The 16,272-nt window shown below is 42.2% G+C and carries 15 protein-coding genes and 1 pseudogene; 2 read left to right on the top strand and 14 right to left on the bottom strand.

The window, feature by feature from the left end:
• Positions 1-76: 76 nt before the first annotated feature.
• The 6 genes from AC3WTP_RS16160 to AC3WTP_RS16135 all read right to left on the bottom strand — a co-directional run bounded on the left by AC3WTP_RS16160 (position 77) and on the right by AC3WTP_RS16135 (position 7,040).
• A complete protein-coding gene (locus AC3WTP_RS16160; RefSeq protein WP_492395665.1) occupies positions 77-274 on the bottom strand; it encodes a hypothetical protein in 198 nt (65 codons plus the stop codon).
• Complete coding sequence (locus tag AC3WTP_RS16155) at positions 271-669, bottom strand: HNH endonuclease (RefSeq protein WP_492395664.1); 399 nt, start codon at positions 667-669, stop codon at positions 271-273. Before AC3WTP_RS16155 ends, AC3WTP_RS16160 begins: the two co-directional genes overlap by 4 nt.
• Before the next feature lie 146 nt (positions 670-815).
• Positions 816-1,952 carry a Rha family transcriptional regulator gene (locus AC3WTP_RS16150; RefSeq protein ID WP_492395663.1) on the bottom strand — a complete coding sequence of 379 codons (1,137 nt, stop codon included), beginning with the start codon at positions 1,950-1,952 and terminating at the stop codon, positions 816-818.
• A gap of 1,698 nt (positions 1,953-3,650) precedes the next feature.
• Complete coding sequence (locus tag AC3WTP_RS16145; RefSeq protein ID WP_492395662.1) at positions 3,651-3,842, bottom strand: hypothetical protein; 192 nt, start codon at positions 3,840-3,842, stop codon at positions 3,651-3,653.
• A 622-nt stretch (positions 3,843-4,464) separates the two neighbouring features.
• Complete coding sequence (locus AC3WTP_RS16140; protein ID WP_492395661.1) at positions 4,465-6,357, bottom strand: hypothetical protein; 1,893 nt, start codon at positions 6,355-6,357, stop codon at positions 4,465-4,467.
• Positions 6,358-6,719: 362 nt separating this feature from the next.
• Positions 6,720-7,040 (bottom strand): hypothetical protein, encoded by a 321-nt coding sequence (locus AC3WTP_RS16135; protein ID WP_492395660.1) that lies wholly within the window; start codon positions 7,038-7,040, stop codon positions 6,720-6,722.
• A 149-nt stretch (positions 7,041-7,189) separates the two neighbouring features.
• Between AC3WTP_RS16135 and AC3WTP_RS16130 the strand changes: the two genes are divergently transcribed.
• Positions 7,190-7,411, top strand: a complete 222-nt coding sequence (locus tag AC3WTP_RS16130; protein ID WP_492395659.1) for a helix-turn-helix domain-containing protein — start codon at positions 7,190-7,192, stop codon at positions 7,409-7,411.
• A 95-nt stretch (positions 7,412-7,506) separates the two neighbouring features.
• On the opposite strand, the gene AC3WTP_RS16125 is transcribed toward AC3WTP_RS16130, so the two are convergent.
• The gene (locus AC3WTP_RS16125) at positions 7,507-7,800 is read right to left on the bottom strand and encodes a hypothetical protein (protein WP_492395658.1); all 294 of its coding nucleotides are present in this window, start codon (positions 7,798-7,800) and stop codon (positions 7,507-7,509) included.
• Between the two features lie 144 nt (positions 7,801-7,944).
• Here AC3WTP_RS16125 and AC3WTP_RS16120 point away from each other — a divergent pair.
• Positions 7,945-8,856, top strand: a pseudogene (locus tag AC3WTP_RS16120) (YifB family Mg chelatase-like AAA ATPase); the annotation flags it as partial.
• A gap of 267 nt (positions 8,857-9,123) precedes the next feature.
• Here AC3WTP_RS16120 and AC3WTP_RS16115 read toward each other — a convergent pair.
• The 7 genes from AC3WTP_RS16115 to AC3WTP_RS16085 all read right to left on the bottom strand — a co-directional run bounded on the left by AC3WTP_RS16115 (position 9,124) and on the right by AC3WTP_RS16085 (position 16,029).
• Positions 9,124-9,783 carry a Type 1 glutamine amidotransferase-like domain-containing protein gene (locus AC3WTP_RS16115; protein ID WP_492395657.1) on the bottom strand — a complete coding sequence of 220 codons (660 nt, stop codon included), beginning with the start codon at positions 9,781-9,783 and terminating at the stop codon, positions 9,124-9,126.
• 127 nt (positions 9,784-9,910) lie between these two features.
• Complete coding sequence (locus AC3WTP_RS16110; RefSeq protein WP_492395656.1) at positions 9,911-10,333, bottom strand: YraN family protein; 423 nt, start codon at positions 10,331-10,333, stop codon at positions 9,911-9,913.
• Positions 10,326-10,625 carry an EscU/YscU/HrcU family type III secretion system export apparatus switch protein gene (locus AC3WTP_RS16105; RefSeq protein WP_492395655.1) on the bottom strand — a complete coding sequence of 100 codons (300 nt, stop codon included), beginning with the start codon at positions 10,623-10,625 and terminating at the stop codon, positions 10,326-10,328. Before AC3WTP_RS16105 ends, AC3WTP_RS16110 begins: the two co-directional genes overlap by 8 nt.
• Positions 10,622-12,640 carry a TP0910 N-terminal domain-containing protein gene (locus AC3WTP_RS16100; RefSeq protein ID WP_492395654.1) on the bottom strand — a complete coding sequence of 673 codons (2,019 nt, stop codon included), beginning with the start codon at positions 12,638-12,640 and terminating at the stop codon, positions 10,622-10,624. Before AC3WTP_RS16100 ends, AC3WTP_RS16105 begins: the two co-directional genes overlap by 4 nt.
• A gap of 128 nt (positions 12,641-12,768) precedes the next feature.
• Positions 12,769-13,413: a ribonuclease HII gene (gene rnhB / locus AC3WTP_RS16095; protein WP_492395653.1), complete on the bottom strand. Its 645-nt coding sequence runs from the start codon at positions 13,411-13,413 to the stop codon at positions 12,769-12,771.
• A gap of 241 nt (positions 13,414-13,654) precedes the next feature.
• A complete protein-coding gene (locus tag AC3WTP_RS16090) occupies positions 13,655-14,758 on the bottom strand; it encodes an SDR family oxidoreductase (protein ID WP_492395652.1) in 1,104 nt (367 codons plus the stop codon).
• Between the two features lie 218 nt (positions 14,759-14,976).
• Positions 14,977-16,029: an AI-2E family transporter gene (locus AC3WTP_RS16085; protein WP_492395651.1), complete on the bottom strand. Its 1,053-nt coding sequence runs from the start codon at positions 16,027-16,029 to the stop codon at positions 14,977-14,979.
• Positions 16,030-16,272: the final 243 nt, after the last annotated feature.

Genomic DNA, 16,272 nt, shown 5'->3' with positions numbered 1-16,272 from the left:
TACATTCGGAGTTTTTGTTTTAAAACAGAGGGGATGCGGTCTCTAGTATCGCTATTTAAAACTTTTTGACCTCCCCCTACCCCTTTGTTAGCCCTGTCACGTAATCAATCTCATGAGTCGTTAGTTCTTGTGACCCCGCTCGAATGACGATCGACCGTACTCCTTTTACTTCTTCACCATCTTGGTATATCTCTGGCTTAGTGTTGTGGTTCCTTTGAATAAATACAAGTGCTGGCGGCTCATCAAACGCAAGTTCAAACCGTTCCTTCTTCATGTCTTGTTACCTCCATATTTCTTCTTATCCTCAGCTGTCTTACGATTATGATGCATGTGGCATAACGATCTAAGGTTGCTCGACGTTAATCTCAGCTCCCAGAAATGTTCAATCGGTTTGATATGATCCACTACATCGGCTGCTTTAAACATATATTCATCCAAACAATCCTGACATAAATAATTATCAATAACTAATCTCTGCTTCCTAATCGATTGCCATTGCTTACTGTGGTAAAAAGAACTTGCATTCTTATCTCTAACATTTTTGTCATAACATCGATTACGGTCACGTTTATCCATTGTCGCTTGTATGTAATGCTTATCGCAATATCTATCTGATGACTCAACCAATCTACCACATGATTGCTTTGCACACACCTTCTTAATGGGCATAAATTACTTATCTCTCTTGCTTAGTATTATTTTACTTATCGTTAATATGTATGATCTTAATCTTACCATCTACTTTAATCATCTCGACTAACTCAAACTTACCATTGCTAATAAGATACATCTGTTTGCTCATGATATTACCTCTCCTAACAATTACGAAGGAGCCAGTATATTTTTCCATCTCTGTGAGTCTTAACGGTTCCCAATCGCTTTGACTTTACGTCCATTTCTTCGACAATGTAATCATCATATCCATAGTGTTTAAACAAGGTATCGATAATGCCTTTATGTAGATTTTGTAGGTCACATCTTTCCTTATGGGTGAAGCCTAGATATATTCTAATTGGCTTACTCCAATCAATGCTTGGATCATAAGGTAATTCGTCATAGGGAAAGTTTTCAAGCCAACGTCTATAAACTTTAGTCTTTCTTTTGCCTGTTGGACTTGATAGATCATCTTCATATAAATTGTTTTCGGATATTGGTGCATAGTTAATCATGTAGTAATCCTCAAAGTCTGGCTCTAGTTGTCTCATCTTTTTATTTAGTTTATTATTCTCTTTTTTGAGAGCTGCCTTTTGCCCACCATTACGTCGATTCTCAATCATGTTAGACATGCTTTTTATACTAATTATGTGTTGCTGTAGATTATAACAATGACCAATATTGCCTACTGACTCATTAGCTAAATACTTTATTCTACGCTCAATCCCATTAATGGCACTGTCACAACGTTTGATCCGTGTCTTAGTATCTAGATTGCTTATATACAAGTTAAAATCATCAATTAGTGAGTCATAATCATTCATGTCGGCATACTCAAATGTCTTAATTGTGCGACCAACACTAAACCTTTTCTTATTAAACTCATCTAACGATAATTGGTTTCCATTTTTGACGTATAGTTTAATCTCGTCAATCAAACCACTTTGTTCTTTAACCTGCTCTCGGAGTCGCTTAAATTCACTAATAAACTTCACCTTCAGCTTCATCGCTTTTGGTGTAATATAAGACATCGCTACAATTGCAAAACCGTCTTCTGTTAGTTCAATCATGTTCTGCTTCCTGTTACGATTATCAAAATAACTAATATCGCCAAAGTTGGCGTTAATAAATTCTTGCTCACCAGCTTCTCGCAGTTTTGAAATCTGAGTCTTAATATCACGAATAACTTTATCGTGATCCTTGCTAAATTCTTCCGACAACATGAGACTATTTGTCACCAGTTGACCTTTCACGTTGCTGTATACAATCTCATTAAATGCACTCTTTACTAAACTCATCAATTAATCATCCTCAAATTATAATGGATAAGCGTCTCACCTTATCATCTACCTCACTGTATCTAGGCAAAACAAAAAGGACTCAGCAATAGCCAAGTCCATATTTGCGGATGATAAAGGTTTCACACCTTCCCATAATGGGATGAAATATTAAGTTATGTGCCAGGCATCTCACCCTAGCTATAATTCGCTGTTATATTTATAAGGAAGACATGTAAAGTCTCTTTTCTTTGTATATTAGCTGTTCATGCTCCCTTAAATAGCATTAAGCAATAACATCAAAAAACTCAATAAATATATGACCTGAATGATATTTTGTGATGGGTATATTCATATATTTTTTATTATAAAACATCAAAAAACTCAATAAATATATGGACTAACGAAATCATTTCATTTTATCACCATGCTTTTTATAAATATTCAAACAGTGTGATTCACGATAACCTAGTTTCTCCTCATATTAAGGATTTTTCAGAAAAGTTGATTCAGTCCATATAATATATAGCCTGAAAGGCATTTTCTAAATATACATGCTCCCTTATATACCATTACGATTTTTATGTATAAATTAACATATAGACGATAGAACTCAGTAAAAATCTATGTTTTATCATATAGTGAAATATAAAATAAATATAAAATAAGGAATATACAAAGATAAAAATCAGTAAAATACGGAGTTTAATGAAAAAATCCTATTTTATGCCCTTTTCTCTTTTTAGTTTTTCTCTATATTTTTTCTTAGCTTCTTTTACTTGAGTCCTTATAATTATTCGGAAATCGTGATTCACGATAACCTAGTTTCTCCTCATATTAAGGATTTTTCATGTTCGGTCAAAAAACCTATATAATCATTGGGTTTTTTGACTGTTTCTAAGTGTCCACACTGTTCATGCTCCCTTAAATAGCATTATGTAAAAACTCTAAAAAACTCAATAAAATTATGGACTGAATGCTATTTTAAGATGTGTAAGTTTGTATATTTTTTATTATAAAACATCAAAAAACTCAATAAATATATGGACTAACGAGTTTTGTATTAATCAAACATCCTTCGTAACTTCATCCGTTCTCTAGTCATTATAACGTTATCTTTCATCGCACAATCACAACCTATCCTGCACCCTCGAATAATTAAAGGTTAGGTGCGCACTGGACTTAACCTTTACATCTACTCAATTAAATGGTGACGTCCACCCTGAACTTCACTAATCAAGTAAAAGTGTATAATCATGTATCCAGTAAGCTAACTATGAATTAATAGATCAGTATTATTCAATAAAAATTTGATGGTCGGTTCAAGTAAAACCTAACTCTAGGACATGATGTCCCAGAGTCGTATTTTGGATTGTGACATTATGTAACAACCTTATACAACTGTCATTCATCTAATCTCATCACATCAAAATGTAATACACCTAATTACATTCCAATACAAACTAAATCTTACCTAACTTATCAATATCTATAGACTTTTTCGTTTCAAAACGACTTTGTATTGGTTAGAGGTTATTGAGAGAGTTAAGGCTGAAGAAAGAATGTTAAGTGGGGGTGTGCAAAATTTTGCACACCCTACTTCAGAATTCTGACTAGAGTATCTTTGCTTTCAAATTCGGATATGGTGATTCGCCATGTTCGAATTATCATAAAAATCCTTGGAAACTAATCTAGAGTAAACGATACAATTCACCAGCGTTATTTATGATGTACTATACTATGGTTGTATACTTTATTAGCTCCTGTGTTTATCATTGATTGAGCAACTGCCCTATGTATTCCATCCATTACGTCTTGCTTATTTTTATTCCCCACTAACACATTCACCATACCAAACTTCGATGTAAATGAATAAACTTGAGTAAATTTTGAACTCGTATCTTCTCTCATTTTTAGTCCTCCTTGGCCGCATTTAATGTTAATATTATCATCTCTATTTTATGTGATTTAATATACAAAACGAAAAACGGTACCTATCCTCCGAGAAAGGATAAGCACCGCAAGGTAAAGCGTTAGACACAAGATAGAGAGTGCAAATAATGGCTCTCTATCCCCTTACAAATATTATATGGATATGAATTTATTATGCAAGCTGCATTTCGTAATCTCCAGAGTACTCCATAGTTCCTATCTAGCGTTCATATTGCGTGCTTAATGCAGCAACAGACTTACGAAGTCCGACTGATACTATATCGATTAAAAAACCATTCGCTATCGCTCAGGTATTTCCAACGATTCCTGCAATACATGCGTATTTCGGTTAATTTATAACTTTCAAACTCGCCATAGATAGTCTGAGTTTTGACCAAAAAACAGTGAAAATCGATAAAAAGTCTAAAAATTTCACACTCGAAAAACCTATATTTTCATTGAGTTTAATGGCAAACTCGCCACTTTTCCTATAATAGATATATCAACGTAATAGGCGTATGCCTTATACGAATTGAACGAAAGTGAGCGATAAGCGAATCTTTTGTTTCCTTGTGTATCAGTCGGACTCTTAAAGTTTAATTTACTGCCATTTAACCTTATGGTGTTCTATGCTGAATAGTTTAGCATCAATATATCCTTTGAATAGTGCATCGCTTTTTTTAAGGTATCTGCTTAAGTGAGACTTTGGTATATCGACGTGCAAAGCAATTTCTTCTTTGGTTAAATCTCTCTTACTGTTCAGAATAAAAGACAGGATTTGCTTCTTTTTTGCAATCGCTCCGTCATCCTGTCGGACTGTTGTAGGCTGATTATCCTCAATCTGAGCAGTATTGATTTTTATTGGCTCTGTAATTCGTATATTAGCTAGTTGTCGCACAATCTTATTAAATATAGTCTCATCACTGTTAACGATAAAAATCTGACCTCTTGGCTGTTCATTACGCTGGATACGTTTAACTGATTGATATATCTCACCAATTATATAGCCTTGCCTGATCTTATCATAAGTATCATGTTTAAACTTAAATCCTTTACCTTTTTGACTGGTTATCTTCCTACTCATGTTCCATGCTCGCCCAGAATATTGTGCAAGATTAATGATGTGCGTCTGTAATGGGATATTAGGAGTTCCAATTATCCAACATTGGTTAAAGTCTTTCCATTCATTTTTGCCTATGATGTTACCGAACCATGTTACTGCATATCGTTCATCGTTTATTGTACGGATATCGTCTTCGCTTTCAGATCCGATAAAGATGTCATTTATCCCTGATTCCCTCATTTTATTGATAAACGATCCGTCACCTTTTTGAGACGTTACAAACTTTTTTTGGAGGACAATTAATGTCTTTTCATTATTTTTCCTTTTATCGTGCATAAGCTTTACAATTTCCTCGAAGTAATATTCTTCGTTCGCTTTGATATTTGAGGCCGATGAATTGTATTGTATCTGTGTAATACTTGAATTGCGGTGATTGACAATATTGCTTTGTTTATTTAAAACGAATTTATTAAGCCATTTATCATCTGAGGAGTATAGTGCTTCAAAGCTGCCGTTGGCATCTAAAATTATGTTATTATTAAGCCCCCATAACTTATCATCTCTATTCCAGCCAGTGAGAGTATTATTGTTATAGTAACAGTAATCGTTATGATACAAACATTTGAGAGAGTTGATAAAATCCTTTACTTTATTGGCTCCTTGTAGATAATCTTCATCTTCGTCTAAATATTGCATGTTTCTGTACACATCGGATATAAACTTATCTAACTTATAATGATCCTTTTTACCAAACTTGGGACGAGCTTTAATTATCTCATTTAAACTATACTCTTTATTATCTATAAGCGCCCTTATACGTTTAATCTCGTTAAAGAGTGGAGAGCAGATATCAGCTAAATCCTTAAGCAATGCTGTGTCTAATAATCCTACCATCTGTTTATATGTTTCTTTTGTGAATGTATATTTAGGAAAATCTATACGTTCGTCGATGATAATGATATGTCTACCTTGAGTTAGTAATGCTCTCATTTCTGTGTTGGAACACAGTATTTTATACCGAGAATGCGTGATGATAATGACATCAGCATCCAACAATTTGCCTTCGTCTAATCGTATAGTTCGCCAGTTGTCTTTAGTGATCCCAATTATAGATTGACGATATCTGTTATTAAGTTGCTCATCAACTCCTGCTATTGCTCTCTCTGTATCAAGGACATCTTTTGCAAATGGTTTAACAATCAAAAATTTACGATTAGTCTTACTAAAATTAGACTGAGCGAATTGGAAACTCAGAAGATACTCCCTGATGATTCGATTCGTTTCAACTGACTTTCCAAGTCCAGCTTCAATATCGATAACTTTAAACGTATTATCGTCTGTATCACCTTCAATAATTTGTTTCTTGAGATTTTCCATTTTCGATACATATTTCGCACCATATAATTCCCTGTAATTTGTTTCGATCCCCAATTATTCTGAACGCCCTTTCCCTATATCATGGATTTATATTCTGTATATTTATGCATTGTTTGTCTTAGCAGAGGTGAATCCTTAAAGATATATATTTTACGTGTACTATCTTTATAGTCTATCCTCTCATCTAGCTTGTGGAATCGGTTAAACATTAACCATCCAGCCATTCGTTCCTGTGTTATTACGATTGTGTCTTGCAAGTTTTACCCTCCATTAATTTTATGTTTACTTTATATATGTAAAATGCTATAATTAATAATTTTTATTCCGTTATCATCATACTAAATACAAAATATTTAAGTCAATACTAATAGAAAAAGACCAAAGCCTAGTAGGTAATTTACTAGGCTTTTTTACGCTTAAACAAATATAGGCTTGTAGTCATCTGTTACAGTATAGTTGTAATGCTCTACATAACGAGCGTAGTCAGTAAGATTTGTGTACAGTGAGTCTAAGTCACCATCAAAAAAGTTAGCAATAAATTCGTTGAGGGATTGTTGAGATTGTATGTACCAATCAGCAATCCTTACCGTTAATACGCCACCATACACAGCACACAATTTCAGGAAGTCCAACTTACTCTCCCCCATATTAATAGTGAGGTCAATGAGCTTCTCACCATCTGTGTTTGCCTGCTGCATCTCAACCGTAAAATCAACAACGTTTTTAATAATCCCCATAATAAATTCCTCCTTTTTGGCAATAGAAAACTAGCAGAAAAGTATATACTTTCCCGAAAATAAAGAGTATAATCTTAGTCAAATATACGCTTGCGGTCATACTCATAATATACGCTTAGGGTCATATAATGTCAAGGGGGAATTTAATAATGATGAGAATTAGAATAAAGTTGAAGGAAGTTATGAAGGAGAAAGGAATTACTCAAATGGAACTTGCTGAAAAGTCAGGTGTTGCACAAGCACGTATCTCCAAACTCTGTAGTTCAAACAGACAAGAAGTAAACTTAGAGATGTTAGAAAAGGTCGCACACGCATTGAATATCAAAGACATATCCATACTTATGCAATTTGAAAGTGGAAGTATTGAATAATTGCATTGTTTAGTTTGTCTGATATATGCATGAATTTTAAGGTTAAATACATAAGGCTCTCCTGCATGTTGACGGAGAGCCTTATTGGAATATTCCTATATAACATCTAAATCACGAACATCAATTTTACCGATTCGATTATTGTCAGTAAACTTTAATTTAACTTTGATGGGTTCCCACTCTTCTTTAATGAACCCTACAACGACACCTTTCTTGCCCCTGTGTCTGAGTTTCTGTGGGTTTACAGGAGCGACAATATACTCTCCTCCTGTTATAACCTTTGTTGTTCTCGTAACGGTCATCTGATCCATTTTCACCTGTGTGGATGCCACCACATGATTGACAGTCTTATCAGGATTCCAGTAAACTTTGATATCATCAACTAACATTGATAATCCTCCTCTGAAATAGTTTAATACTACTTTCGACACTTTCCATTATTACCCTCCACAAAAACTGAATTTTCCGCACAAAAAAAGCCTTATCCATTAGATAAGACTCTTTAAAATGAGGATTTTCGATACGTGGTATTGTTGCATAATGTTCTATTGTCCGGCCCACCAGGCACCGGCAAGACCATGCTCATTCGCCGTTTGCCGACGATCATGCCGCCGTTGACAGATAATGAAGCGCTGGAGGTTTCGAAGCTGTACAGCGTATCTGGAAAATGGACGCAGCTAAGCTCCGGGCTGATGCGCGAGCGACCTTTCCGCGCGCCGCATCATTCCATTTCTTCCGCCGGCCTGATCGGCGGAGGCCCCATTCCGAAGCCTGGCGAAGTCAGCCTGGCGCATCGCGGCGTGCTGTTTCTCGATGAGCTGCCCGAGTTCCCGCGCCAAGCGCTGGAGGTGCTGCGTCAGCCGCTGGAGGAGCACAGCGTAACGATCGGCAGAGCCCGTGCGGTATATCGTTTTCCAGCACACTTCATGCTGGCATGTTCGTTAAATCCATGTCCGTGCGGATATGACGGATTCAATCAGCAGACCTGCACCTGTACACCCGCACGCCTCAATCAATATCGCAGCAAGCTGTCAGGACCATTGCTTGATCGCATTGATGTTCAAGTGACCGTGCCTAGAGCACCGCTGCAGGATTGGCATAAACAGACGCTCTCCTCATCCGAGATGAGGCAAGCCGTGATGGAAGCGCATGAACGTCAGCATATTCGCTATCGCAATCTACCAATACGCTTCAACAGCGAGCTAAGGGGCAGATGGCTGCAACGCTTCTGTCAGATGACAGATGAGGCATCCACCTTGCTTAACGATGTATATGAGCAGCTCGGTCTGAGCCTTCGCGCTCATGATCGGATCCTTAAGCTGGCCCGTACAATCGCTGATCTCGAAGGCAGTGAACGCATCACGACCGAGCATACGGTCGAAGCGATCCGCTATCGCAGTCTGGATTGGGGCAAACGCGAAGCGCAAACTGTAAATCGACGATGATTACGCAGCGACTTACGGATAAGTTGATTCATTTCTACCTTTTGATAACGGAAAGTGGTGTCCTATTTCCAATGATGAGTGGTCTAAATCATAAAAGTATAATTGGAGCGTAAAAAACGGAGCCGAAACAGCTGCTGTCAGCTAGCCAAACGGAACAGTATAAACATAAAGCGGTGTTTATCCCTGCGCACAGGATATACACCGCTTTTCATTTACTCATATTCCTCAAATCTGACGCAATACATTTGCTATCTTAACCTCTACTGTTTAATTTATTTTCGATAATCTATCATTCTCTATACTGAATACGCCATTGCCGTCCGTATCTTTAAGCTGTCCATTAACAAAATAAGCACAAGTATTTTCATCGATTCCATAGTTGGCATAGTCGCTGAATTGGCTGACTGCTTCTCTCAGATGACCTTCTTCTTCCCACTCTGAAAAGTGCACGGCAATGACTACATTGCATATTAAGCCCATTCCCTTTCGATGTTGAAATTCATGCTGCTCGTTATCCTTAGGAGAAATTACACATGTAGCCGGGCTGATCAACGCTCCCGCGGAAAATCCCGCGACTGGAATGCCTGCCTCATATTTTTGCTTAATAGAGTCGGAAATTGCCGTTTCTACAATGTAATCTGCATACAGATTCGTATTCCCGCCCCCAATAATAATTCCAGAACAGTTGTTGATACACTCTACCACCTGCTCAACTGAAGTTGAAGGAAGCGGCAGGAAGCGAAACTCCTCTACTCCACAATCGATCAATGCCTGAGTGTATCTAGGAATATGTTGCTCCCAGCCTTCTTTCCCTACTATTAAGATAGCTACTGGAGCTTTCGGATCTGAGAGCAATTCAGTAAAGCGTTTGGCCGAATGTGCAGGAAACGGAGGTCCTCCCCCAATTAAGAACAGATGCTTATCCATCGTATCACCCTTCTATTCCCGAAATGTAATCAGTTTTTCCTTTATTTAGCGGATTGCTATACAAAGTTAACGCGATGATGGTGAAATTCTTACTGTTCCGATCCAAGATGCACTTCAATTATCTCGATTAAAAGGCAGCTCGAAAATGTTCTACCACTGGCGCTCTGCCATCGGAATGAAAGGTGACTGCAACTGCATCGCAGCGCAATCCAGCATCATATAATCCGTTCAAAGCTGCATACCTCTCAGCCAATTGACGGACACGCTGCTGTTTTCTAGAATGAATGGCTTCTTTGGCTGTACCATAGCCAGCAGATTCCAGCCTGCTCCGGACCTCAACGAACACCCACTCGTCACCATCCCGCATGATGGCATCGATCTCTCCTCCGCGACAGCGCCAATTCCTTGCAATCAGCGTCAAGCCGATACCGAGCAGATGCTGCACAGCCAGTTCTTCCGCTTCTCTCCCTCTTGCCACTTTCTCATTGCCAGTAGACTTGATCACAGTATGTGAAGACCGACGCATTCCACTACCCTTGTGATTACTCATGATCATACCAGCCCGATGCCGCACGTTGATCCGACCTGTATATAAAGGTAAGCACCTCTGCAACTAATTCATACAGCGCCCCCGGGATCTGCTGATCAATGTCGAGCTTTGACAATACTTCAACGAGCGAAGCATCCTCTTGGATAGGCACACCATGATCCTTGGCCTTTTCCACGATCTGTTCCGCGAGAAATCCCTGTCCTTTAGCGACAACGACTGGAGCTTCCGTCTCACCCGGCTTATAGGAGAGGGCTACTGCTTTGGCGCGTTTATTGGAGTTGTTGTTCTTCATATGCGAAGATCTACCCCCTTGTAGCTCTCGGACGTGTAATCTTTTATAATTCGCTCCGCTTGTTCGGAGCGTTCTTCCTTCTTCGGCAGATCGAGCAGCCGGTAAGCCGACATCTGATATCCGATTCGCTCCAGCCCTGCTTCAATCTCGCCGCGGAATAGACGCAGTTTATCTTGAATGTCCTCATCCGGATGATGAATGTTGAGAGCAACCAGCTTCTCAACGACATTCACATCAACGAGCGTCCGACCTAGAGACTTCAGCTCGAGATCAAACCACAGCCTGCAGTTGCCGGCGTCGAGCTCGCCTTTACGTCCTTGCCGCGCCTGCACATGCACTGCAGCCGTTTGCTGCCCGTCTGGAGTTACAAAGGGCACAAACAATGTAACATGCGCAAACGGCTGCGAGCGATCGCTTGCCAGCAGGAGCTGTTGCCCCGTTATCTGCTGCACAATCGATTGAGCGGACTCGCGTATTGCCGGAGGCAAGCTATCGCTCTGGAGGAGCTGAAGCAGCGCGCTCTTCAGCGACTCCTGCGCAAGCGCGCCCCCTTGCGGCGCAGCTTGCGTTTGTTGTGCCTGGGACGGGTTAATTGAACCGTCCCAGGCAGGGCGCGCGGCCGCTGGCATAGCAGCGGCTTGGCGCAGCAGCTCTTGCGCAGGCACGTCCGCCTCCGGCGCAGCCGGACCGGCGGTCGCTGCCGCTTGCGCTGGCGGTGCCGCAGGCGCAGCCTGGGCAGGCGCCGCGGCGCTGCCCTGCAGCAGCGTGCGCTGCACGCCGTGCTCGTGCGATACGCCGAGCAGCGTCAGCAGGCGGCCGATCATGCCGCCTGCATGCGTCGCGGGCGTGCTCGGCGCCTGCGCGCCTGCTGCCTGCTGCGGCTGTACACCCGCCGCTCCACTGCCCGCCGACACCTGCGCGCCTGCTGCCTGCTGCGGCTGCATACCCGCCGCTCCGCCGCTCACCGGCGCCTGTGCGCCTGCTGCCTGCTGCGGCTGCACGCTCGCCGCTCCGCTGCCCACCGGCGCTTGCTCGCCCGCTGCCTGCTGCGGCTGCACACTCGCCGCTCCGCTGCCCACCGGCGCCTGTGCCGCATTGGCCGCGCCACCAGTGGCGCCAGCTCCCGCGCTTGGCGCGCCACCTTGCCCCGCATTCGCTGCGGCTGCGCTGCCCGCAGCCAGCGTGGTCGTACCGCCCTGTGCCAGCACCCCGCTTCCGCTTGGCACAGCCTGCACGCCCTGCGGCAGCGCACTTGCCCCGGCACCGCCAGCGTTTAGCGCACTACCTTGCCCCGCAACAGCCGAGCCCGCAGCAGTTCCACTTCCACCTGCCCCGCCGCTTGAGGAAGGCATAAGCGCCAGCAGCGTGCGCACCAGTGCTTGCGATTCCTTCAGCACTCCACTCCACGCCGTATTCGCCATACCGCCGCCCTGCAGCGTATCGCCCGCCTTCAGAAACGCTGTCAGCAGCTCATTCAACGGCTTGCCGAACATCGCTTGCTGCAGGCCGCTTATGCCAGCTGCTGTTAACGGCAGCTGACGCTTCACTGCGACTGCAACAGCCTGCATCCATTGTTCCAATGGCACTCCCGAAGGCTTCAGCTGCATCGCTTTACCTAGACGCTCCATGAAGTCGCGTGTTAACGGGACCCCGTTCTTCTGCAGTTCTAATACAAGCGTTCGCGCCCACGGCTCATCCGGCAGGCCTGCCTGCTTCAATGCATCCGCCAAGGTCGGCAGCGGCTGCGCATTAGGTCCATCTGACGGCTTCAACATAATGACGCCGTCTTCCTGTTGACCTTCAACCACCATCCAAGTCGCTTGACCTTGCTGCAATGGTGCTTCTAATACGGCGCGCACTGCGACACCGTTGATTTGAACGATTGCTTCTTTACCATTTTCCGAAACACTTTGCACGATTCCGCGTACCTGCTGCCCGGTCTTTAATTCCAGCACGCGTGTTTCACCGGGCTTCGCATCCCCCATCATACCGCGTACCATGCTTGTAATATTCATGTTCGTCCCCCGATTCCACAACAAGTCTAACTTATTTATCGGCAGAAACGGGAATCAACTAAATACATAGAGCATTTTCCGCCTAATTACATCAGATATGAATCAGACTGTTCCATTCCTCTGTTAGACTAAAACAACGTATTTCGCTGGTCCTCCCACTTCTTAAGAAAGCTTCTGCGATGCAGATCTGTTGCTCCAAGCTCATCCAGCTTCGCATAATGCGCTTTAGTGCCGTACCCTTTATGCACAGCTATTCCATAGCCAGGATACATCTCTTCCCATTCTCCAGCACATAGACGATCTCGTGTCACCTTAGCTAAGATGGAAGCAGCAGCAATCGTTTGGCTCCTTGCATCCCCTTTGACCAATGCTTCCTGCGGCAGCGGCAGATCAATTCGCTCAGCATCAATGAGCAGCGCATCAGGTGATGTGGACAGGCCTTCGACTGCCATCTTCATCGCCATGCGCGCGGCCTGCTTAATATTGATGCGGTCAATTGTTGCAGCGTCTACCCGCGCCACTGACCATGCCACTGCTTCATTAATGATCTGTTCATATAGTAGCTCCCGCTTCTTCTCCGTCAGCTTCTTAGAGTCGTTCACTCCATCCAAGCTCACATGCTTCGGCATAATAACTGCAGCGGCTACAACATCTCCAAACAAGCACCCTCGGCCTACCTCATCTATACCCGCAATAAATTCATACCCTTGGTCCCAATAACGTGTTTCCCATTCCAGCATATCGATCTGTTCCATTACTTCTTTGTTGCTCATGTGACCGTATCCCCTTTCGTTAGTTCACGCAAGCAGCCTGCGCGTTGCTGAACTCGAATGCCTGTCCATCGTACCTGCTTCAACGAGAATCGTCAACATGACCAGCAAAGTGTCCGTTTTACTGAATTACCTTTCTTCCTGTCCCATATCTACCCCCAATTGTTGCATCCTAGTGGCAGGTTATTTAGCGTTTCTGTTTGTTGTCTCTATCACGATTCAGCATCTCTGAAAAGCATAGTTGTCACTTAATGTTTAGCTGCTTGCTCTTGTCGTTCTTGTGCTTGCGATAATAAGAGACCATTGGCGCAATTGTCTCCTGAAAATCAGGACATAGGATCCCGGTTCCCTGAAGATCGCGTACCGCTTGTGAGCAATCATATTTGGACATGCAGCTAAAATAGTCCAACCCCTCCTTCTCCACTCTCAGCCATTTTCGCATCATCGCGAGCTGCATGAATGGCTTGACTGCTGCAAGCGGCAGCATTCCTTTGGGCTCTCTGCCCAAGTACTCCTTCATCAGCATTCGGTATACGTCCCTCATCGGATAAGGCTTAGGGTCTGCCAAATGATAAGTCTTTCCTTCACCTACCTGATCATGCGCAAGATAAAGAACAGCAGAAATAATATAGTCCACTGGCACAAAGTTTCCTTTGGCTTCTCCCTTTCCCATATAAGGCATGAACGGCAGAAAGGACAGCTTATCTATCATATTCAGCATAAAATAAGGTCCGTCAAACTTAATCGTTTCACCCGTCTTCGAATCGCCTCTGACGATTCCCGGACGAATGATCGTTGTTGGGATATGACTCATCGCTTCCTTCACGATTACCTCAGCCTCATACTTCGTGCTTTCATAATGATTTTTGAAACCTGCCTGATGCTGAAGCTCCGATTCCAGAATTCGCCCTTCACGTCTTCCAGACACATAAGCGGTACTAAAATAAACGTACCTCTTTAAGCCGTCCAATGCATGTACCCATTCCGTGACATTGCGAGTACCGACGACATTCACTTGATAGGCTATTTCATAGGGCACCGCTAGATCGTATATTGCAGCTAGATGAAATACATGCGTGATCTTTTTTCTCATAATAGGAAGATGTACGGAATCAATACCTAATTCCTGCTTCGTAATGTCTCCTGGTACGATCGTAAATAAATCAAGCATCACCCCTTCTTGCGCAGCAATGGATGCAATTTCATCCTGTGCTTTCTGCACTAGATCTGGAAGTACAAGCATGTACATACGCTCGATTGGACGCCCGCATTTCAACATCCCTTGAATTATTAAACTAGCGATAAAACCGGGAAAACCTGTAATAAAGTAGTTGTGATTCTCGTTCATGTGCACACCCCCATAGCTTTAAAAGCATTCATGTATACGTTTTCGAGATTAAATAAGCAATTCCTTCCAATTTAACCACAATCGCCATCATGTACAGCAAATCAAAAAAGAACCCTTGCCTGATCAAGGGTTCTTCGCATTTCATACATCTTTATTATTCATTTGGAGCCTATTTCGGACAACTAGGTGATTCTTCTTGTACATTCTCACCGTTACGATTAATGAGCACTATTGATCTTCTCCAAAGACTTGTCCGCAAATTTAACATCTAACAGGTCAAGCACGAAGATAAACAATGGGATGCCAAGAATTAATCCCCACACTCCGATAAAATGCTCAGAAACCAGCAGTACGATAAACGTAAAGAAGATTGGCAGCTTCGTTTTAGCTGACATCAGCTTCGGGTTCATCAGATACGTTTCAAATGAATGCAGCACGGCAATCATAATAAGCACATAAACGATAAACTTAAAACCGCCGATCGAGAAGGCAATCGCACATAATGGAATAAGAGAGATGAACACGCCCGCTACCGGGATTAAGCCGAGTACAAAGATCATGAGGCCAAGTGCGACCAGATTAGGGAAGCCCATTATCCACAGGAAAAATAACGACATGATGCAGTTTAGGAACGAGATCGTTACCTGTACTTCCAGCACCTTACCGAAAGAATGTGTAAATTTGTTTCCAAAATAGCACAGTTCTTCAAAGAAATAAGCCAACTTGCTCGTTCTAAAATGATCAATGAACTGCTTGATTCGATCCTTCTCTAACAAGAAGAATAAACTGAGAATCAATGCCATAATGATGTTCATGCCCACCGCACTGACTTTATTCACGAGGTTAAGCATGAATGTCATCCCTTGATTCACATACTTAGAGAAATCGATGCTCTGGACTGATGCGAGTATGTCCTGAAGGAATTGATTCTCAACAACAGGCAGCGGCTTCTCGTAAAATGTAACTACCTGATCTACTAAAGGCTTCAACTCCGTTAGGACACTCGGTATCAGCTTATATATACCAAACCCTATTAACGCAATGAATATGGCGTACTGAAGAATTAAGGTCGTTAACATGCCAGCCTTGGTCTTAATCTTCATCTTGCGAGTCAAGAACTTATGGAGTTGATTCATTAAGTAAGTCAGAATGTAGAAGATTAGCAGCAAATTCATCATACTTCTAAATGCATAAATAAATACAAGAAGCAGAACTATTACCGAGAATCGTTTCATTCCTTTACTCTGTAACACTTGCTGTAGGCCAGTCATGTAGGTTTTGTGCTCCTTTTCACTATATATTGCATCGTTACGTATGACAGTAACTGCGCGTTTCATGTTATTTACTGGAAATAGTCCGACACTCCTCTCCATTTATTGCCGATAGATAACGGTTATGATCCATTTGCGCAGAAAAAAGCCGCTCCACCTTAAAGAGTGAAGTGCTACCTGTCAAGTAGACAGTGTAAAAAACAAAAACAGTTGGTTTATTTTCCTCAGCTCGGTTTAACAGAG

This window comes from Paenibacillus sp. EB106-04-04-XG159, assembly GCF_058791835.1.
Note: the sequence above shows the minus strand (reverse complement) of the source record. Positions and strands in the feature narration are given on the sequence as shown.